Below are 19982 nucleotides of genomic sequence, written 5' to 3'. Positions count from 1 at the left end.
CGGCGGCCGACGTATGCGTCGTACACAGCAATAGCAGAACGATAAGAAGTTAGCAGGAGACAATGATGTTTAAATCTTTTTTCCCCAAACCGGGGCCGTTTTTTATTTCTGCCTTTATCTGGTCGATGCTGGCCGTGATCTTTTGGCAGGCGGGCGGCGGCGACTGGCTGCTGCGGGTCACCGGGGCATCGCAAAATGTGGCGATCAGCGCGGCGCGCTTCTGGTCGCTCAACTATCTGGTGTTCTACGCTTACTATCTGTTTTGCGTCGGCGTGTTCGCGCTGTTCTGGTTTGTCTACTGCCCGCACCGCTGGCAGTACTGGTCGATTCTCGGCACCTCGCTCATCATCTTCGTCACCTGGTTTCTGGTGGAAGTCGGGGTGGCGATCAACGCCTGGTATGCGCCGTTCTACGACCTGATCCAGAGCGCGCTGGCCACCCCGCATAAGGTCAGCATCAACCAGTTTTATCAGGAAATCGGCGTCTTTCTCGGCATCGCGATCATCGCGGTGATTATTGGCGTGATGAACAACTTCTTCGTCAGCCACTACGTCTTCCGCTGGCGCACGGCGATGAACGAGCACTATATGGCCCACTGGCAGCATCTGCGCCATATCGAAGGCGCCGCGCAGCGTGTGCAGGAAGATACCATGCGTTTTGCTTCCACCCTCGAAGATATGGGCGTGAGCTTTATCAACGCGGTGATGACCCTGATCGCCTTCCTGCCGGTGCTGGTGACGCTCTCCGAACATGTTCCCGACCTGCCTATCGTCGGCCATCTGCCGTATGGCCTGGTGATTGCCGCTATCGTCTGGTCGCTGATGGGTACCGGCCTGCTGGCGGTGGTGGGGATTAAGCTGCCGGGCCTGGAGTTTAAAAACCAGCGCGTGGAAGCGGCCTATCGTAAAGAGCTGGTTTACGGCGAGGACGATGAAACTCGCGCCACGCCGCCGACGGTGCGCGAGCTATTCCGCGCGGTGCGTCGCAACTATTTCCGTCTCTATTTTCACTATATGTATTTCAATATCGCCCGCATCCTCTATCTGCAGGTGGATAACGTTTTCGGCCTTTTCCTGCTGTTTCCGTCGATCGTTGCCGGTACGATTACCCTCGGGCTGATGACGCAAATTACTAACGTCTTCGGCCAGGTGCGCGGCTCGTTCCAGTACCTGATCAGCTCGTGGACAACGCTGGTGGAACTGATGTCCATCTACAAACGTCTGCGCAGTTTTGAACGCGAGCTGGACGGCAAACCGCTGCAGGAAGCGATCCCGACATTACGTTAATCAAGACAAGGAAGCATAATGGCCGCACGTTTATCGCGCATTATTCCCGTTTCATTGACGCTGCTGGCGGCCATGGCGCTGAGCGCCTGTACCAGCCAGCAGGCTCCGGCGCTGAAAGAGGGCGAGAAGCCTGTTGACGTGGCGTCGGTGGTGCGGCAGAAAATGCCGGCCAGCCTCAAGGATCGGGAGGCCTGGGCGCAAGCCATCGCCACCGCGTTTGACAGCCAGAAGCTGGCGCCGACGGAAGAAAACGTCTGCTCGGTGCTGGCGGTCGCGCAGCAAGAGTCTAACTATCAGTCCGATCCGGTGGTGCCGGGGCTGAATAAAATCGCCTGGCAGGAAATTGACCGCCGGGCGGAAAAAATGCACATTCCGCCGTTTCTGGTCCATACCGCGCTGAAGATCACCTCGCCAAACGGTAAAAGCTATAGCGACCGTCTGGACAATGTGAAGACGGAAAAGCAGTTGAGCGCCATTTTTGATGACTTTATCGGGATGGTGCCGATGGGGCAGAAGCTGTTCGGTTCCCTTAACCCGGTGCACACCGGGGGGCCGATGCAGGTCAGCATTGCTTTTGCCGAGCAGCACACCTCCGGCTACCCGTGGAAAATGAACGGCACGGTGCGCCAGGAGGTCTTCAGTCTGCGCGGTGGCCTGTGGTTTGGCACCTATCATCTGCTGAACTATCCGGCCAGTTATAGTGCGCCATTGTACCGCTTTGCCGACTTCAACGCCGGCTGGTACGCCAGCCGTAACGCCGCCTTCCAGAACGCGGTGGTGAAAGCCAGCGGGGTAAAACTGGCGCTCGACGGCGACCTTATCCGCTACGACAGCGAGGAGCCGGGCAGCACCGAGCTGGCGGTGCGTCGCCTGGCGAGCCAGCTGGGGATGAGCGACAGCGAGATCCATCGTCAGTTGAAAAAGGGCGACAGCCTGGCGTTTGAGAAGACCGATCTCTATCAGCAGGTTTTCCGTCTCGCCGAGAAAAAGACGGGCAAAACCCTGCCGCGGGAGATGTTGCCAGGGATCCAGCTGGAGAGTCCAAAAATCACCCGAAATCTGACGACGGCGTGGTTTGCGAAACGGGTTGATGAGCGGCGGGCAAACTGTATGGCGCGGCGTTAACGGCGCTGACGCCAGCGCACGATAAGCGCCAGTACCCCGATGAACGTGCAGCCGATAAGGAAAGGGATCAGACCAAAGAGGGTACCCACGGCGAGGCTGATGTCGACTTGCGGACGGCTGGCGTCCTGGGCTTGCATCAGGCGTTCAAATACCCCGGGGGCGTGGATCAGCATGCTGAGCATCTGCGCGCCGGCCCAGCAGCAGATCAACACGAACAGCCCGTAGGCGACATGGCTGCCAGTCAGCGCGCCCCTTTTTTTATTTCCCAAAAGCGATTTTGAAAAACTGAATTCAGCCATAGGCCCTCCCACATCTGCGCTGCTGGTTTTTTCTCCAGCTCTATGTCAGGTATTCTGGCAGTCAGGGGCCATCATCAGTATCAGATTGCTGGTAATTGCCGTCCAGGAATAATCCTGTTTTCGCCGTTGTGTTAACTGCGCCACAGGAGCACAAAAGGGAGAGCGGCGTCGCAATCCAGCAACATTCTCCATATCGCTACAGACCGCCGCGGGCGGCTATGCGAAGATGCGTTTTTTGCTGTTGGAGGCCGCATGAAGCTCACTGATAAAATTCGCCGCGATTGGCACTACTACGCCGTGGCGCTGGGGTTGATTTTTATTCTTAATGGCGTGGTGGGGCTGCTGGGGTTTGAAACACAGGGGTGGCAATCCTACGCCGTCGGTCTGATCACCTGGGTCATTAGCTTCTGGATTGCGGGCTTTGTGATCCGCCGCCGCCCGGCAGAAGAGGCCTGAGGCCGCCGCTGCCAGGCGGGGTAAAACGCGTTTTAGTTCATGGAGGTTTTCAGCGCCCGGTCCGCGGCATGGCGCTCCAGCGCCAGCTCAATCAGGCGGGTGATCAGGCTGGTGTAGTCGAGACCGCTGGCCTGCCACAGCTTCGGATACATGCTGATGTTGGTAAAGCCCGGCAGGGTGTTGATCTCGTTGATCACCACCTCGTTGTCGGCGGTGAGGAACACGTCGACACGAGCCATGCCGCTGCAGCCCAGGGTCTGGTAGGCCTGCACCGCGATAGCGCGAATTTTGTCGTTGAGCTCAGGGGCGATAGCGGCCGGGACTACCACCTGCGCGCCCTGATCGTCGATATACTTGGTGTCGTAGGCGTAAAACTCGCTGTTGAGGACGATTTCACCGCAGGTGCTGGCCTGCGGGTGGTCGTTACCCAGCACCGCACACTCAATTTCCCGCCCTTTAATGCCTTGCTCCACCACCACTTTATGGTCAAATTCGAAGGCCAGGGCCACCGCCTGATGGTACTGCTCTTCGTTTTTAACTTTGCTGACGCCAACCGACGAGCCCTGATTAGCCGGCTTAACGAACAGCGGCAGGCCAAGCTTCGCTTCGACATCGGCAAAGCTGAACTGCGCGCGGTTGGCGCGGGTGAGTGTGATAAACGGGGCGACGGCGAGCCCGGCGTCGCGCAGCAGACGTTTGGTCACGTCTTTATCCATACAGGCTGCAGAGCCCAGCACATCGGAGCCGACGAACGGCAGATTCGCCATGCGCAGCATCCCCTGCAGGGAGCCATCTTCACCCAGCGTGCCGTGGACGATCGGGAAAATCACATCGATGGCCGCCAGCGGTTGGCCGCTTTCGGCGTTAATCAGCTGCTGCGCTTCGCGGCCCGGGATCTGCGCCAGAGTCACCGTGGAAGGGCGCAGGGCAATGCGGGCAGGATCCTGTGCGTTGAGCAGGTAGTTGCCGGCGTCGTTGATGTGCCACAGCCCCTGTTTATCAATACCCAACAGAACCACATCGAAGCGCGATTTATCAATCGCTTCCACGATATTCTTCGCTGACTGCAGCGACACTTCATGCTCCGCCGACTTGCCGCCAAAAACGATCCCAACCCTCATCTTTGCCATTTCAACTTCCATCCAGATAACATCAAAGGGCATAACATACCATGTGAAACCGCTGCCTGGCTGCCATAATATTTACCTGATCAATTGACGGGAGTGGGCGTGAGAGGAAAGACGCTGCTGGTGCTGGCCGGGCTGCTCGGCGCGGGCCTGTTGGGATACCGCAATCTGCCGCCGCACCTGAATCCGCTGGCGCCGCTGGCGCTGGACGATCCCCCGGGCTGGCTGACGTCGTTTAAGCTGCGCAGGCTGACGGCAGACCAGTGCGCCTCCCTGCTGGCGGAAGCCAATCGCCGGCGGCTTATCGCCAGCCGGCCGGTGGCCGACAGCGAGGGAAGCTGCCCTCTGCGTAACGTGGTGCGGGTGGCGAATTTTGGCTCGGTGCAGCTGAGCAGTAGTTTTCTCGCCAGCTGCCCGCTGGCGCTGAGCAGTGCGCTGTACATCGAGCAGCAGGCGAAGCCGCTGACCCGGCAGCTGATGGCGAGCGATCTGCGTCAGATCGATCATCTCGGCAGCTTTGCCTGCCGCAATATTTACCATCGTCAACAGGCGCGGCGCAGTGAACACGCCACGGCGGACGCGCTGGACGTCAGCGGTTTCCGTCTGGCGGACGGTAGACGCGTTAGCGTCCTGCAGGGCTGGCGGAGCGAGACTTCGCGCCCCTGGCTGGCGGTGCTGTTGAGCAGCAGTTGCCATTACTTCGGTAACGCGCTGGGGCCAGAGTACAACGCGGCTCACGCCAACCATTTTCATTTCGGCATGCGCGGGCAGGGCTTCTGCTTTTGAGCATAAAGCGCTATGAGCAGCCTAAATGACCAGAAAATGCTTCGTCAGGCTCTCATCCGCAGCCATAAAACACCAAACTCACCGCCAGCGCATCTATGGTAGTACACCAGTGGGATGAAATTGCTAAGCTAGATAATAATTGGCAAATCATTAATGAATACGCGTAGTTATGGAATCCTGGAAGGTTAATCTCATCTCCGTCTGGTTTGGTTGCTTTTTTACCGGCCTGGCGATTAGTCAAATTCTCCCCTTTTTACCCCTCTACGTCTCCCAGCTCGGCGTCACCTCGCATGAAGCGCTATCGATGTGGTCGGGGCTGACCTTCAGCGTCACTTTTCTTGTCTCGGCGATCGTCTCGCCAATGTGGGGAAGCCTGGCGGACCGTAAAGGCCGCAAGCTCATGCTGCTGCGCGCCTCGTTGGGGATGGCGATTGCCATTTTACTGCAGGCCTTCGCCACCAACGTCTGGCAGCTGTTTATCCTGCGGGCGATCATGGGCTTAACCTCCGGTTATATTCCCAACGCCATGGCGCTGGTGGCCTCCCAGGTGCCGCGCGAGCGCAGCGGCTGGGCGCTAAGCACGCTGTCGACGGCGCAAATTAGCGGGGTGATCGGCGGTCCGCTGCTGGGCGGTTTCCTGGCGGACCACGTCGGGCTGCGGATGGTCTTTTTTATTACGGCGATCCTGCTGACCATCAGTTTTCTGGTGACCCTGTTTCTGATTAAAGAGGGCGTTCGCCCGCAGGTCAGCAAAAGCGAGCGTCTCACCGGGAAACAAGTCTTTGCCTCTTTGCCCTATCCGGGGCTGGTGATCAGCCTGTTCTTCACCACCCTGGTGATCCAATTGTGCAACGGCTCAATCGGCCCGATTCTGGCGCTGTTTATTAAGTCGATGGCGCCGGACAGCAACAATATCGCTTTTCTGGCCGGGATGATCGCCGCGGTGCCCGGCGTGTCGGCACTGATTTCTGCGCCACGGTTGGGTAAGCTTGGCGACCGCATCGGCACCTCGCGGATCCTGCTGGCGACGCTCTGCTGCGCGGTGGTGATGTTCTTCGCCATGTCCTTTGTCACCACCCCGCTGCAATTGGGTACGCTGCGTTTTCTGCTCGGCTTTGCCGATGGCGCGATGCTCCCGGCGGTGCAGACCTTATTGCTGAAGTACAGCAGCGACAGCGTCACCGGGCGTATCTTTGGCTATAACCAGTCGTTTATGTATCTGGGCAACGTCGCCGGGCCGCTAATTGGCGCCTCTGTGTCAGCCATGGCCGGCTTCCGCTGGGTGTTTATTGCCACCGCCATTATCGTTTTCATTAACCTCTGGCAGCTGGCGTGGATGCTGCGCCAAACCCGCCGGGCTAACGCCTGAACCTCTGCTGACGGTATTTATTGCGATACCGTCAGCATTATTCGCCTCAGCGGATTTACTATTACTTTTTGTTATCGTCATGGCGTGAACGCTATTCCATTTTATTATTTTCCAGGCAATCTGGTTATAAGCAACCCCGGTCATGATTAAACAATACTATTTATAGTGGTATTTTATTGTGGTAAAACGTTTCGCTGTATATTGGGTGTTGCGATGATTCTTAATTTAAGTAATTCTGAGGTCCGTCATCGCGTATGACATCCCAATCAAAACAGGCCTCGCATAAGGAACTGGTGCTATGAAGAATCTCATTGCTGAGTTACTGGTTAAACTGGCGCAAAAGGAAGAAGAAGCAAAGGAACTGACGGTGCAGGTTGAAGCGCTGGAGATCGTGGTCACCGCATTATTGCGCCATATGGAGCATGATGCCCAGCAGGCATTGATTCAGGATATTGAACAGGCGATTGACCAGGTGACCCCCTGTCCACCGGTCAACGACCATGATGCGATGCTGTTGCAGCAATATCTAAAGAAGCTGTTGCGGCATCCTCGTAGCTAGTCTTTGTGACACGACAAGGATGCCGTCATTTTTCTGTCATCTCCCTTTTATAAAGTCTCCCTCGTTTTGTTTTTTTAAGTATTTTTTACATGGAGATGACAAAAGTGAAATTAAGCGCCCTGTTTATTGCCCTGATTCCTCTACTGGGCTCGCCGGTTATTCATGCAGAAACTACTGCTGCGCCGGTTCTGGAAAATCGCGCTGCGCAGGGAGATATCACCACTCCTGGCGGCGCGCGTCGTTTAACAGGCGATCAAACCGAAGCGCTGCGCGCCTCGTTAATCAATAAGCCAGCTAAAAACGTTATTTTGCTGATTGGCGATGGCATGGGTGATTCGGAAATTACCGCTGCGCGAAACTATGCCGAGGGGGCGGGCGGTTTCTTTAAAGGAATTGATGCTCTGCCGTTAACCGGGCAGTACACGCATTATTCGCTGGATAAAAAAACCGGGAAACCGGACTACGTGACCGACTCGGCGGCCTCCGCCACCGCCTGGACCACCGGCGTGAAGACTTATAACGGCGCGCTGGGCGTCGATATTCATGAGAATTCGCATCAGACCATCCTCGAGCTGGCGAAAGCGGCGGGGCTGGCCACCGGCAACGTTTCCACCGCCGAGCTGCAGGACGCCACCCCCGCGGCGTTGGTGGCGCATGTGACATCGCGTAAATGCTACGGCCCGACGGTTACCAGCGAAAAATGCCCCAGCAATGCGCTGGAAAAAGGGGGCAAAGGCTCCATTACCGAACAGCTGCTGAACGCCCGACCGGATGTCACCCTGGGCGGCGGCGCGAAGACCTTTGCCGAAACGGCGACGGCGGGCGAGTGGCAGGGCAAAACCCTGCGCGAGCAGGCGCAAGCGCGCGGCTACCAGATTGTGACCGACGCGGCTTCTCTTGCCGCCGCGACGGAAGCCAGTCAGGATAAACCGCTGCTGGGACTCTTTGCCGATGGCAATATGCCGGTACGCTGGGAAGGGCCGAAGGCGTCTTATCACGGTAATATCGATAAGCCGCCGGTGACCTGTACGCCAAACCCGAAGCGTGACGCCTCGTTGCCGACGCTGGCGCAGATGACGGAGAAAGCGATTGACCTGCTGAGTCGCAATGAGAAAGGTTTCTTCCTGCAAGTCGAAGGTGCGTCCATCGATAAGCAGGACCATGCGGCCAATCCGTGCGGCCAGATCGGCGAAACGGTTGATCTTGACGAAGCGGTGCAGAAGGCGCTGGAATTCGCGCGAAAAGACGGTAATACCCTGGTGATCGTCACCGCCGACCATGCGCATGCCAGCCAGATCATCCCGGCGGATAGCAAAGCCCCGGGGCTGACCCAGGCTCTGAACACGCACGATGGCGCGGTGATGGTGATGAGCTACGGCAACTCTGAGGAAGAGTCGATGGAGCACACCGGCACCCAACTGCGCATTGCGGCCTACGGTCCGCATGCGGCTAACGTCGTCGGCCTGACCGATCAGACCGACCTGTTCACGACCATGAAAGCTGCCCTGAGTCTCAAATAAGTCGCTGCCGGTGGCGAAATTGCGTCACCGGCTGGTTTTTTTTCTATCTGCGTCCAGACTTACAACGTTCCACTCACAGAAGGATGGTGCGATGAAAATAACTTTATTGATGACCCTACTGTTTGGCTTGATCTTTATCAGCGCGGTTGGCGCGGCAGAAAAAACGCCCACTCCTCAGCAGCAAAGGATGACGGACTGCAATCAGCAAGCGTCAGCCAAAATGCTGAAAGGTGAGGAGCGCAAAACCTTTATGAGCCAGTGTCTGAAAAAAGAGACCACGACCTCGCAGGGAAAGGCGCTCACCCCTCAGCAGCAGAAAATGAGCGACTGCAGCAAAGCGGCCACGGCGAAATCACTGAAGGGCGATGAACGCAGTACCTTCATGAGTAGCTGCCTGAAGAAAGCCTGAAAAAAAGGGAGCGCTCGCGCTCCCTTGTTCTTTAACCTCTCAGGGCTTGAAGCCCGCCAGCTCAGCTTCAGGAGCGGCTCAATTTCTCTGATTTTTCCATACACTGGGTGATGGCTTCGATTACCGCCGAGCGGAACCCTTTCTCTTCCAGCACGCGCACGGCTTCGATAGTGGTCCCGCCAGGGGAACAGACCATATCTTTCAGCGCCCCTGGGTGTTCTCCGCTCTCCAGCACCATTTTGGCGGAGCCCATCACCGCCTGGGCGGCGAATTTATAGGCCTGAGCGCGCGGCATTCCGCCGAGGACGGCGGCATCGGCCATCGCTTCGATAAACATAAAGACATAGGCCGGCGCCGAACCGCTTACCCCCACCACCGGATGGATCATCGGCTCGGCAATTTGCTCCGCCTGGCCAAAGCAACGGAAAATAGTCAGCACTTCGGCAACATCTTCGCTGCTCACCAGGGCGTTAGGCGTGACGGAGGTCATACCGGCGTTAACCAGCGACGGCGTATTCGGCATCGCGCGAATGATTTTGCGATCGTGGCCAAGGGCGCGCGCCAGCTGCTCAAGCGTAACGCCGGCGGCGATAGAGACCACCAGCGACTCTTTATTCAGGCTGGAGGCGATATCGCCCAGCACTTTGGTCATGATCCCCGGTTTAACCGCGCCGAAGACGATATCGGCAATCTGCGCCACTTCCTGGGCGCTGCTGGCGGCGTTGATGCCATACTGGTCGCGCAGAGCTGCAACCTTGTCCGGCGACGGGGTGTAGACCCAGATTTGTCCCGGCTGTACCTGACCGCTGGCGATCAGCCCGCCCAGAATGGCCTTACCCATATTGCCGCAGCCGATAAAGCCAATTTTCTTATCCATCACCATTCCCCTCTGCTTTTTTCGTTACGATCTGATTAGCTTACCATCCTGGCGCTTTCCTGGGGGAGAAAAGCAGGTAACATTGGCGTCACTTATTGCAGGTAACAGGAGCTGGCATGGCCATTTGGGTGGATGCGGACGCGTGTCCGAACGTGATTAAAGAGATTTTGTTCCGCGCGGCAGAGCGGACCCAGACTCCGCTGACGCTGGTGGCGAACCAGCCGCTGCGCGTGCCGCCGTCGCGTTTCATCCGCACCCTGCGGGTTGAGCAGGGTTTTGACGTGGCGGATAATGAAATCGTTCGCCAGTGCGCGGCGGGAGATTTAGTGATCACTGCCGACATCCCGCTGGCGGCGGAGGTGCTGGCGAAGGGCGGGGCGGCGCTGAATCCGCGCGGGGAACGTTACAGCGAGGCGACGATCCGCGAGCGGCTGACAATGCGGGATTTTATGGAGACATTACGGGCCAGCGGCGTTCAGACCGGCGGCCCGGATAGTTTATCGCAGCGCGATCGGCAACAGTTTGCCGCCGAGCTGGAGAAGTGGTTGCTGGCGGTTAAGCGTCGCCAGGGTTAAACCCAGCTATCGTCATCGCTGCCAAAATCATCGTCGCCAAAGCCGGCGTCGAAGTCGTCGTTCCAGGTATTGTCGGCAAGGAACTGATCGTCTCCCTGGCGGAACGGATCGTCACCTGCGGTGGTGTCCTGCGCGATGCTGTCCTGCGCGGAGGCGGCATCAGGCTGCGGCTTCTCTTCGATGATATTGACTATCTCCTGCGGGTGCGAGCCGCTGAACATATTGGTCAGCATATTGCCCAGCACCACGCCGCCTGCCACGCCAGCGGCCGTTTGCAGCGCGCCCGCCATAAAGCCGCCGCCGCGTGCGGCAGCCTGCGGGGCATAGTTCTGCTGCGGTGGTGGCGTATACTGCGGCTGAGCGCTGGCCTGCGGGCGACCATATTGCTCCGCGCCCGGGATAGGGTCAGAACCGCGTGACGAGCCGCCACCGCCAAACAGGCCGGAGAGGAAGCCGCCGCTGCTGGGCTTTGCCGCCTGCAGTTGGCTGACCTGACTCTCCAGCGCCTGGATGCGATCGTTAAGCTGTTTAATCGCGGCTTCCTGGATAAGAATGGTTTGCGCCATATAGTAGGGGGCCGCCGGCTGCGCGCTCACGTGTTGGGCAATCCGCTCCTCGGCGCTGGCATCGCGCGATGCGCTGTGCGCCTCAGCCTCTTTCAGCCGGGAAAACAGTCCATCAATAAGGCGTTGTTCTTCAGATTGCATGTTACATTCCTCTGTCACACTGTCGAATAGGCATCAGGGTGCTTCTGAAACATGATGTTGTAAATATGTTGCTTCGTAAAGCTATGCATAAATGTGTTACCGTTTACGCCAGCGGTGGATAAAAAATAACGCCAAGCGGGAAGTAAAGCTGGTTAAACACTAAATGCAATGATAAGTTTACATTAATAGCCCCTCTTCTCACCGTGGTAATGGGGTGTAAAGAAGTTGTGTAATCTTTTCTTTACGTATGCATTGCGGGACAGTCAGCGATAATACGTGCTTTCGTTTTCATTTTTTTGCGACAGACGGAACCAGGGGGTCTTCGGTTATGACACAGCCTATCTTTCTTATTGGGCCACGCGGCTGCGGTAAAACCACCGTCGGCCATGCGCTGGCGCGAGCGCGGCATTTTCAGTTCTCCGATACCGATCATCGGCTACAGGCCCATGAGCAGCGGACGGTGGCTGAGATCGTGCAGGCGGAAGGGTGGGCGCGTTTTCGCGAACTGGAGACCCTGTCGCTGAAGGCCGTGACCCTGCCGAATACGGTAATCGCCACCGGCGGCGGCATTGTGCTGGCGGAAGGTAACCGTCAGTTTATGCGGGAGAATGGCGTGGTGATTTATCTGCAGGCCTCGGTGTCGGCGCTGATTGACCGTCTGGAAGCCTACCCGAAAGCTGAACAGCGGCCGACGCTGACCGGAAAACCGGTGCGCGAGGAAGTGGGCGAGGTGCTGGCGCAGCGCGAAGCGTTATACCGGGACGCTGCCCACCATATTGTGGATGCCACGGCCTCGCCGGATCGGGTGGTGGAGCAGATTATGTCCATGCTATGCAGCGCGACGGCAACCCCGGTAAGTTAAGAATTTACTTACATTAAGGCGGCGAGGGGCGCCTATACTTAATAGTTCTGCTACCAGAAGAAGGAAGAACTATGCCAAACAGGCCCCCATATCCGAGAGAAGCGCGCGTGGTTGCGGTAGAGAAAGGTCCTCAGGGTCAGACGGTGACCTGGTATCAGCTCCGTGCGGATTATCCTGAGCCTGATTCGCTTATCAGCGAACATCCTACCGAGCAGGAAGCCGTGGATGCCAAACGGCGTTATGAAGATCCTGACAAGTCGTAACCCCCTGAGCCCGAATTGCCCGCCATGCTGGCAATATCGGGCGTATCTCACATTTTTTATTTATCAGTCGTACTAATGAATATCTAACACACGGATTTTTCAGGCACGGCGCCTCCGCCCGGCAATCTTTACATTCAACCGCGGCGTGGAGCTGCTACGCTTCTCGACGGTTGATTTTTACTCACCAGGGGGGCGGATGCTGTGTGTGGAAAGCCTGTGTTGAAGCAGTGGTTGTGAAAAGGTACATGATATGAGTAGTGCAACGATGGCAATTTTGACCATCGGCGTTGTGCCGCTGGCGGGAGTATTGCCGCTCCTGACCGAACATATCAGGGAAGAACAGATCGCCCACATCAGCCTGCTGGGCGAGATGACGCCTGACGAGGTAATGGCCGAGTACGCCGTAGGTGACGGCGAGAAAGGACTCCTGACCTTGCTCAGTAATAACCAGTTGGTGATGGTGTCGCGACAGAAAATTGAACGCGATGTCCGCAGCGCGATCGCGATGCTGGATCGACAACATTATGATGTGATCCTGCTGCTCAGTTCCGAACAGCTGACCGGTTTTACCACCCACCACGCGATCCTCCTCGAGCCGCAGCGGATCATCCCGCCGCTGGTGGCATCGATCGTCGATGGGCACCAGGTAGGGGTGATCGTGCCGGTGGAAGAGATCATGCCCATGCAGCGACAAAAGTGGCTCTCGCTGGAAAAGTCGCCATACTACGCGCTGGCCAATCCGTTTACCGGCAGCGACAGCGAGCTATTAACCGCCGGCAAAACGCTTCTGGAGCAGGGCGCCGACGTGCTGGTCCTCGACTGTCTCGGTTACTATCAGCATCATCGCGATGTGTTACAAAAAGCCCTCGATGTTCCGGTTTTGCTGTCGAATGTGCTGGTTTCCCGACTGGCGGCAGAACTATTGGTCTAATGTGTTAATTTCGCGTGACAGGGGCAAGGAGCGCCCCCTATATTGAGCCTTTAACCGACGATCAGAAGGGCTTGTTTATGCTTCAAAGCAATGAATACTTTGACGGAAAAGTGAAATCCATTGGCTTCACCAGCAGCAGTACCGGTCGCGCCAGCGTAGGCGTGATGGCGGAAGGGGAATACACCTTTGGTACGGCGCAGCCGGAAGAGATGACGGTAGTCAGCGGGGCGCTGAATGTCCTGCTGCCGGGTGAGACTGAGTGGAAAGTTTACGCTGCCGGCGAAGTTTTCAATGTGCCAGGCAACAGCGAATTTCATCTGCAGGTGGCTGAGCCAACCTCTTATCTGTGCCGCTATCTGTAAGCCAGCGTGACGCCCGGCGCCTGCCGCCGGGTTGTTTTTTCCTTCCTGCCCGGCAGGAAGGAAAGCGGCGCTTAGCGCTGCGCTTCGCCGCCGAGCCCTTCCACCAGGCTTTGGATCAGGGCAGCCAGCTCGCCGGTCATTAAGATAAAGTCGGCGTCAAAGCGCTGGGCGAAATCTTCCCGATCGATATCTTCGTTTTGGTCGCGCAGTTCATCGCAGAACTTGAGGCGCTTAATTGACGCGTCGTCGCAGATCACAAACTGAATACGCTGCTGCCAGTCCAGCGCCAGCTTGGTGACGACCTTCCCGGCCTCAATGTGTACAGCGATTTCGTCGCTAACCAGATCCTGCTTCTTGGCGCGGATCACGCCACCATCTTCCAGCATCGCTTTCAGCTCGGCTTCGTCCAGCAGCTGGAAGCCCTGCGCCACGGTGCCGGAGCGGACCCACTCGGTCAGCGTTAGCTCAATCGGATTCTCCAGGGTCAGCGGCACCACCGGCAGCGAGCCGAGGGTTTTACGCAGCAGGGCCAGAGTATCTTCCGCTTTCTTCGCGCTGGCGCAGTCGACCATGATCAGGCCGTTGACGGTGTCGATCCACATCATTGTCTGGCTGAAGCGGCTGAAGGCGCGCGGCAGTAGCGAGTGCAGCACTTCATCTTTCAGGGAATCTTTCTCGGTCTTCTTCAGCTTGCGCCCCTGATCGGCTTCCAGCTTCTGGATCTTTGCCTCCAGCGCCTGCTTAATCACCGGCGACGGCAGGATCTTCTCTTCTTTACGCGCGCAGATAATGATCTGGCCGTTTGCCGTATGCGTCAGCGCGTCGCTGTGCGATCCCATCGGCGACACCCAACCGGTTTTCGCCATATCCTGGCTGCCACAAGGGGTAAATGTCAGCTCGGCCAGCTGTTTTTCCATCTCCTCGGCGCGCAATTCGATATCGCGGCTGAGACGGTAAACCATTAAATTTTTGAACCACAGCATGATAATTTCCACGGCTTTGTCGTTAAATCAGGCGGGCATGATAGCGAATTGTCGCTATGCTTGCATTGTTAATCGGGGTGAGGAGCTGAGCGTGCGTATTGGTATTGATTTAGGTGGAACAAAAACCGAAGTGATAGCCCTGAGCGATCAGGGAGAGCAGCTGTTTCGCCACCGGTTACCCACGCCGCGGGAGGACTACCGGCAAACCATCGAGACCATCGCCACTCTGGTGGCGATGGCCGAGCAGGCGACCGGACAGCAGGGTACCGTGGGGATGGGCATTCCTGGCTCAATTTCGCCTTATACCGGGGTGGTGAAAAACGCCAACTCGACCTGGCTCAACGGCCAGCCCTTTGATAAGGACCTCAGCCTGCGCCTTGAGCGGGAAGTCCGGCTGGCTAACGATGCCAACTGTCTGGCGGTGTCGGAAGCGGTGGACGGCGCGGCGGCGGGGGCGCAAACGGTATTCGCGGTGATTATCGGCACCGGCTGCGGCGCCGGGGTGGCGCTCAACGGGCGGGCGCATATCGGCGGCAATGGTAACGCTGGCGAATGGGGACATAACCCATTGCCGTGGATGAACGACGATGAGCTGCGCTACCGTGCGGAAGTCCCTTGCTACTGCGGCAAACAGGGGTGTATCGAAACCTTTATCTCCGGCACCGGTTTCGCCACCGACTATCAGCGGCTGAGCGGCAAAGGGTTAACCGGCAGCGAGATTATGCGCCTGGTGGGAGAAGGTGACGAAAAGGCTGAACTGGCGCTGAGCCGCTATGAACAGCGGCTGGCGAAATCGCTGGCCCACGTGGTGAATATCCTCGACCCGGACGTTATCGTGCTGGGCGGCGGGATGAGCAACGTCGAACGACTGTATCAGACGGTGCCGGACCTGGTGAAGCAGTGGGTCTTCGGCGGCGAGTGTGAAACGCCGATCCGCAAAGCGATGCACGGCGACTCCAGCGGGGTACGCGGCGCGGCCTGGCTGTGGCCGCTCCAGGGGACCTGAACCGCTTCCCCGCACCCGGACCCTCTCCCTCGGGAGAGGGTTAGGGTGAGGGGACATCGCCATAATTCAGACCTCACTCCACCGCAAACGCTTTGTCCAGCCGGCTATAGCCCAGGCCGTTAATCTTCTTCACTTTGATCTGCACCGGAATGCGGTCTTTCATCGCCTCCACGTGGCTGATCACCCCGATAATCTTACCGCTGGCGTTAAGGGCATCCAGGGCGTCCAGCGCCGTGTCCAGCGTTTCGCTGTCGAGGGTGCCGAAGCCTTCATCAAGAAACAGGGAGTCAATCCGCGTCTTATGGCTCACCAGGTCTGACAGCGCCAGGGCCAGCGCCAGGCTGACGAGGAAACTTTCGCCGCCGGAGAGGGTGCGGGTGTCGCGCACGGCGTCGGCCTGCCAGGTATCGACAACCTCCAGCTCCAGCGCCTCGCTGGCCTTGCGCTGTAGCAGATAGCGGCCATGCAGGCGGTTGAGCTGCTGGTTTGCCAGCCAGACCAGATTATCCAGCGTCAGCCCCTGGGCGAATTTGCGGAACCGGTCGCCGGTGCTGGAGCCGATCAGCGAATTGAGATAGCCCCAGTCGTCCGCCAGCTGCGCCGCCTCTGCAATCTGCTGCCCCAGCGCCTGCTGCTGTTGACGGCTCTCTGCGTCCTGCCTGAGCTGCTGGCGGATCTCACCCTGGCGGGTAGTGTTATCCCGCAGCCGCTGGGCCAGGGCGTGCAGCTGGGTTTGCAGGGTGGGGACGTCAGCGTCCACCCCTTGCGGACGCAGCGCCAGGTGCGCCTCATATTGCCGGGTCGCCTGCTCGCAGAGCGCGGCCGCCTGCTGAAGCTGCTGCTCCAGCGTCTGTTTTAACTGCGTCAGCCGCTGGGCGGTCTCGTCATCCAGCAGCGCGGCGAGGAACGCCTCCCGATCGCTAAAGCGGCTGGCGGCCAGGGCGGAGGTAAATTGCGCCTGCGACTGGTCCAGACGCGCCTTTTCCTGGGTTTCCTGCTGCTGCTGGGCGACAAGCTGGCTGTGCAGCGACAGGCATTCCTCGTGGATTTCGCGCCAGTTGTCCGGGATGGCCGACTCAGCTTCAACCTCTGTCTCGTCGCTGGTCGGCAGCGTCTCCAGCAGTGGCCGCAGAGCAGCGATTTGCTGCTGAATGGCATCATGTTGGGTCTGTTGCGCCTGCCACTGGGCAAATTCGCTTTCGCGAGCGTGCAGCCAGGCGGCTTCTGTCCCTTCTGCCGGCAGGCTCAGGGCCAGGGCCTGCAGGGCGCTCTCCAGTCCCTGGCGCGTGGCCGCCAGCTGCTGCTCGGCCTGGCGCTCCAGCGCCTGCTGATCGTTAAGCTGACTCTGCAACATCAGGCGCTGGCTGAGCTGATAGAGCTGCTGCTCGTAGCGCTCCTGCTCCTGCATCCAGTCGTTTATCTCTTGCGCAATATCCCGCGCGATGTGCAGAGAGTCGCAGGTCTCCTGCCACGCTTTAGTAAGCGCTTGCTCTTCCTCTGCGAGCCGCCCGGCCGCTTCGGTGTCACGCTGAAGCTGTTGCGTCAGGGCCTTGACCTGCCCGAGGATCAGCAGGCCTTCTTCTTTCAGCGCGGCGACCTCCTTTTCCAGCGCATCGCGGCGGCGCTGATTATCCGTGAGCGTCAACGAGGCGTATTGTTCAATCGCCGGGTGTTCACAGGCGCCGCACAGCGGACAGGGCTTACCCGCCTCGAGCCGGTCGCGGTAGCTTTCCAGGTCTTTAATCGTTTCTTCCCGCTGGCAGAGCGCCTTCAGGTCGAGATAGTGCTGGTTTTTGTCTTTATATTGTTCCCGGCGCAGCGTCAGGGTAGCGTTAAGTTTTACCTGCTCCGCCTGCGCCTGCTGGACGCTGTCGGCGTTCTGGCGCAGACGCTTGCGCAGCAGCTGATGCTGCTCATGCAGGGAGATCAGGCGCTGGCGCAGCGGCCGCGATTGGGTTTGCTGTTCTATCGCTGCGGCAACTTCATCTGCGCTCAGGGTGAGAGGGCTGGCTGGCAGCGTGGCCAGCTTCTGGCGTAGCGCGGCCAGGCGGGTGCTCTGAGCCGTTAGCTGTTGTTTATCCCGCGTCAGTTGCGAGAATTGCGCTCGCCAGCCGGCGATCTCCTGACCCCATAAGCGGAAACGCTCATGGGCGGCCAGCCACTGCGCCAGATCGGCCAGTTCAGCCTGACGCTGCTGCTGAGCGCGCAAGGCGCCCTGGCGGATGCGCGCGCGCAGCGCCGTGCTGGCAAGTAAGCGAGCATTTACTTCACTGATCCGCTGCCGGGTTTGCGTCAGGCCTGCCGTCTGCTCCTGCTGGCGCTCCCACAGGGGACGCAGTTGGGCGGCGGGCTGGGCCAGCTCAAGCTTCGCCAGCGCCGGGGCGGCGTCCGCCAGCGCCTGGCGGGCCTGCTGCTGCCGGGTGGCGGCCTGCTGCTGTTGCTGCGCCAGCTCGTCGCGGCGGGTCAGCCACTGGAGCTGCTGCTGCTGGCTCTGCTGCTGGGCCAGCAGGGCTTTTTCTTCGTCAGTAAGTACCTGCAAACTTTCCTGCAGCGCCTGCTGCTGGGCCTCCGTCAACAGGACGATGCCCGCCGCCTGGGCTTCGAACTTCTCCAGCGCATGGCGAGCGGCTTTGTGCTGTTCGTAGACCATGGCTGAAATCTGGCCGTAGATTTCCGTGCCGGTCAGCTCCTCCAGCAGCTCCGCGCGATCGCTCGGCTTCGCGTTCAGGAAGGCGGCAAATTGCCCCTGGGAAAGCAGCATCGAGCGGGTGAAGCGGCCATAGTCGAGGCCGGTAAGCGTCGCGGTTTGCTCCAGCTTGTCCGAGACTTTATCGGCGAGGATTTTGCCGTCAGCGCAGCGCGCCAGCTCGACGCGGGGCGCCTGCAGATTGCCATCCGGCTGGTTACGGGCCCGGTTCTGGCTCCAGAAAGCGCGGTAGGCGATGCCTTTTACTTCAAATTCGACTTCCGCCAGACACTCGGCGGTATCGCGGGTCATCAGGTCGTTTTGCGACTGGGAGACTTTATTCAGGCGCGGCGTTTCATGATAGAGCGCCAGGCAAATGGCATCGAGCAGCGTGGTTTTCCCGGCCCCGGTGGCGCCGGTAATGGCGAACAGGCCATTGCTGGCGAACGGCTCGGCGGTAAAGTCTATCTTCCATTCCCCTTTCAGGGAGTTGAGGTTTTTCAGACGCAGACTGAGGATTTTCATGCGTTTTCATCCTCCGCGGTGAGCGTATGCACCGTATGGGCGAACAGCTCATGCAGCCGGGCGCGCTTCATATCGTCAATTTCGGTCAGCGCCAGCCGGCGCTCGAATACCTCCTCCACCTTCAGTTCACTGAGCGTCTCCCGCTGGGCGTTGAGCAGTATTTTCTCGCGCTGCTCGCGGCTGCGGCGCACCAGCAGCACTTCCACCGGCAGATCCTCCGTCAGCGCCTGAATATGACGCTGAATATCGTGCAGATAGTCCTCGGTGGTGATTTCGATATCCAGCCACACCGGCGGGTCCTGCTCGACGCCGCGCCACTGCTCCAGCTGGGCGGTGATGGCGGCCAGATCGCCTTTGATTACCGCCAGAGGCTGGGTCACGGGCACCTCCAGGGTTTCCACGGCGCTAAGTCGCCCCTCGCTAAAGCTCACCAGATGCACCGATTTCGCTTTGCCGGTTTCATCGAAGCTCAGCGGCAGCGGCGAGCCGCTGTAGCGGATATGCTCGCAGCCGCCGACCATCTGCGCCCGGTGAATATGGCCCAGCGCAATGTAGTCGGCAGGGGGGAAGTGTTGCGCCGGAAAGGCATCCAGTGTGCCGATGTAAATGTCGCGGACGGCATCGCTTTTGCTGGCGCCGACGGTGGTCAGATGGCCGCTGGCAATGATGGGCAGCGGCCGATCGCCGCGCAGCGCGCAGGCCTGCTGATACTGCTCCTGATAATAGTCGCTGATGGCGTGCAGCAGCAGCTGCTGTTTTTCCCGACCGGAGTGACCGGCCTGGCTGGTCACCAGCTCGCGCGGGCGTAAAAACGGCACCGGACAGAAGATGGCGCCCGGCGTGCCGTCGCGCAGCGGCAGCTCAATCGGCGCGTAGCCGGCATTCGCCACCACGGTGGTGTGTAAAAAGGCGAGGATATCGCGGGATTCATTGAGCATCGCCACCGAGTCGTGGTTGCCCGCCAGCACCACCAGGCGACAGCCGGTCTGCTGCAACTGGACGACGAAACGGTTATACAGTTCGCGGGCGTAGCTCGGCGGCGAGCCGGTATCAAAAATATCGCCAGCCACGATAATGGCGTCGACTTCATGCTCCTGCGCGCGGTCCAGTAGCCAGGTAAGAAAAGCGTCGTGTTCGGCCGCGCGGCTTTTGCTGTAAAAATTCTGGCCCAGGTGCCAGTCGGAGGTGTGAAGGAGGCGCATAAATCTTCCCTAGCGAAAAAAGCATGGGCGGCAGTATACCACTTGTTAGTGAGGGGTAAGTCCGCGT

General features: G+C 58.9%; 21 protein-coding genes. 14 read left to right on the top strand and 7 right to left on the bottom strand.

The window, feature by feature from the left end:
* The first annotated feature begins 65 nt into the window (after window positions 1-65).
* Together sbmA and KB890_RS08880 are read left to right on the top strand one after the other, a co-directional pair.
* Window positions 66-1286: a peptide antibiotic transporter SbmA gene (gene sbmA, locus KB890_RS08885; protein ID WP_004178724.1), complete on the top strand. Its 1221-nt coding sequence runs from the start codon at window positions 66-68 to the stop codon at window positions 1284-1286.
* 18 nt (window positions 1287-1304) lie between these two features.
* Entirely contained in the window at window positions 1305-2411 is a 1107-nt protein-coding gene (locus KB890_RS08880; protein WP_004178725.1) for a DUF1615 domain-containing protein, read from the top strand.
* On the opposite strand, the gene KB890_RS08875 is transcribed toward KB890_RS08880, so the two are convergent.
* Window positions 2408-2710 (bottom strand): YaiY family protein, encoded by a 303-nt coding sequence (locus KB890_RS08875; protein ID WP_002890210.1) that lies wholly within the window; start codon window positions 2708-2710, stop codon window positions 2408-2410. The two genes, KB890_RS08880 and KB890_RS08875, sit on opposite strands and share 4 nt — an antisense overlap.
* Before the next feature lie 252 nt (window positions 2711-2962).
* Between KB890_RS08875 and KB890_RS08870 the strand changes: the two genes are divergently transcribed.
* Entirely contained in the window at window positions 2963-3166 is a 204-nt protein-coding gene (locus tag KB890_RS08870; protein WP_002890215.1) for a DUF2754 family protein, read from the top strand.
* 32 nt (window positions 3167-3198) lie between these two features.
* On the opposite strand, the gene ddlA is transcribed toward KB890_RS08870, so the two are convergent.
* Window positions 3199-4296 (bottom strand): D-alanine--D-alanine ligase, encoded by a 1098-nt coding sequence (gene ddlA, locus KB890_RS08865; RefSeq protein WP_004177279.1) that lies wholly within the window; start codon window positions 4294-4296, stop codon window positions 3199-3201.
* A gap of 99 nt (window positions 4297-4395) precedes the next feature.
* Here ddlA and KB890_RS08860 point away from each other — a divergent pair, with 99 nt between their 5' ends.
* The 5 genes from KB890_RS08860 to KB890_RS08840 all read left to right on the top strand — a co-directional run bounded on the left by KB890_RS08860 (window position 4396) and on the right by KB890_RS08840 (window position 8936).
* A complete protein-coding gene (locus KB890_RS08860; protein WP_004177278.1) occupies window positions 4396-5079 on the top strand; it encodes an extensin-like domain-containing protein in 684 nt (227 codons plus the stop codon).
* A 169-nt stretch (window positions 5080-5248) separates the two neighbouring features.
* A complete protein-coding gene (locus tag KB890_RS08855; RefSeq protein ID WP_002890219.1) occupies window positions 5249-6448 on the top strand; it encodes a multidrug efflux MFS transporter in 1200 nt (399 codons plus the stop codon).
* A 298-nt stretch (window positions 6449-6746) separates the two neighbouring features.
* Complete coding sequence (gene iraP / locus KB890_RS08850; protein WP_002890221.1) at window positions 6747-7007, top strand: anti-adapter protein IraP; 261 nt, start codon at window positions 6747-6749, stop codon at window positions 7005-7007.
* Between the two features lie 89 nt (window positions 7008-7096).
* Window positions 7097-8527 carry an alkaline phosphatase gene (gene phoA / locus KB890_RS08845; protein ID WP_020806146.1) on the top strand — a complete coding sequence of 477 codons (1431 nt, stop codon included), beginning with the start codon at window positions 7097-7099 and terminating at the stop codon, window positions 8525-8527.
* Between the two features lie 91 nt (window positions 8528-8618).
* The gene (locus tag KB890_RS08840; protein WP_002890225.1) at window positions 8619-8936 is read left to right on the top strand and encodes a PsiF family protein; all 318 of its coding nucleotides are present in this window, start codon (window positions 8619-8621) and stop codon (window positions 8934-8936) included.
* A 67-nt stretch (window positions 8937-9003) separates the two neighbouring features.
* On the opposite strand, the gene proC is transcribed toward KB890_RS08840, so the two are convergent.
* Window positions 9004-9813 (bottom strand): pyrroline-5-carboxylate reductase, encoded by an 810-nt coding sequence (gene proC / locus KB890_RS08835; protein ID WP_002890227.1) that lies wholly within the window; start codon window positions 9811-9813, stop codon window positions 9004-9006.
* Window positions 9814-9929: 116 nt separating this feature from the next.
* On the opposite strand from proC, the gene KB890_RS08830 reads away from it, so the two are divergent.
* Window positions 9930-10388, top strand: a complete 459-nt coding sequence (locus KB890_RS08830) for a YaiI/YqxD family protein (protein ID WP_002890230.1) — start codon at window positions 9930-9932, stop codon at window positions 10386-10388.
* On the opposite strand, the gene KB890_RS08825 is transcribed toward KB890_RS08830, so the two are convergent.
* On the bottom strand, window positions 10385-11095 hold the full coding sequence (locus KB890_RS08825; protein WP_002890273.1) for a DUF2076 domain-containing protein: 711 nt from the start codon (window positions 11093-11095) through the stop codon (window positions 10385-10387). The genes KB890_RS08830 and KB890_RS08825 overlap by 4 nt on opposite strands.
* Window positions 11096-11423: 328 nt before the next feature.
* Here KB890_RS08825 and aroL point away from each other — a divergent pair, with 328 nt between their 5' ends.
* From aroL to ppnP, 4 genes are all read left to right on the top strand, one after another.
* Entirely contained in the window at window positions 11424-11957 is a 534-nt protein-coding gene (gene aroL / locus KB890_RS08820) for a shikimate kinase AroL (protein ID WP_002890276.1), read from the top strand.
* Between the two features lie 71 nt (window positions 11958-12028).
* Window positions 12029-12220, top strand: coding sequence for a YaiA family protein (locus tag KB890_RS08815; protein ID WP_002890278.1), 192 nt, complete (start codon window positions 12029-12031; stop codon window positions 12218-12220).
* Window positions 12221-12470: 250 nt separating this feature from the next.
* Entirely contained in the window at window positions 12471-13151 is a 681-nt protein-coding gene (locus tag KB890_RS08810; RefSeq protein ID WP_004144619.1) for an AroM family protein, read from the top strand.
* 77 nt (window positions 13152-13228) lie between these two features.
* A complete protein-coding gene (gene ppnP / locus KB890_RS08805) occupies window positions 13229-13513 on the top strand; it encodes a pyrimidine/purine nucleoside phosphorylase (protein WP_002890284.1) in 285 nt (94 codons plus the stop codon).
* 71 nt (window positions 13514-13584) lie between these two features.
* On the opposite strand, the gene rdgC is transcribed toward ppnP, so the two are convergent.
* Window positions 13585-14496, bottom strand: coding sequence for a recombination-associated protein RdgC (gene rdgC / locus KB890_RS08800; RefSeq protein WP_002890285.1), 912 nt, complete (start codon window positions 14494-14496; stop codon window positions 13585-13587).
* A 91-nt stretch (window positions 14497-14587) separates the two neighbouring features.
* Here rdgC and mak point away from each other — a divergent pair, with 91 nt between their 5' ends.
* Window positions 14588-15502 (top strand): fructokinase, encoded by a 915-nt coding sequence (mak, locus tag KB890_RS08795; RefSeq protein WP_002890286.1) that lies wholly within the window; start codon window positions 14588-14590, stop codon window positions 15500-15502.
* Window positions 15503-15575: 73 nt separating this feature from the next.
* Here mak and sbcC read toward each other — a convergent pair whose 3' ends face one another.
* The gene (sbcC, locus tag KB890_RS08790) at window positions 15576-18713 is read right to left on the bottom strand and encodes an exonuclease subunit SbcC (protein WP_004178727.1); all 3138 of its coding nucleotides are present in this window, start codon (window positions 18711-18713) and stop codon (window positions 15576-15578) included.
* Window positions 18710-19915 carry an exonuclease subunit SbcD gene (gene sbcD, locus KB890_RS08785; protein WP_004178728.1) on the bottom strand — a complete coding sequence of 402 codons (1206 nt, stop codon included), beginning with the start codon at window positions 19913-19915 and terminating at the stop codon, window positions 18710-18712. The genes sbcC and sbcD overlap by 4 nt, the downstream gene beginning before the upstream one ends.
* Window positions 19916-19982: the final 67 nt, after the last annotated feature.

Source organism: Klebsiella sp. P1954, assembly GCF_018199955.1.
Classification (GTDB): Bacteria; Pseudomonadota; Gammaproteobacteria; order Enterobacterales; family Enterobacteriaceae; genus Klebsiella; species Klebsiella pneumoniae.
Note: the sequence above shows the minus strand (reverse complement) of the source record. Positions and strands in the feature narration are given on the sequence as shown.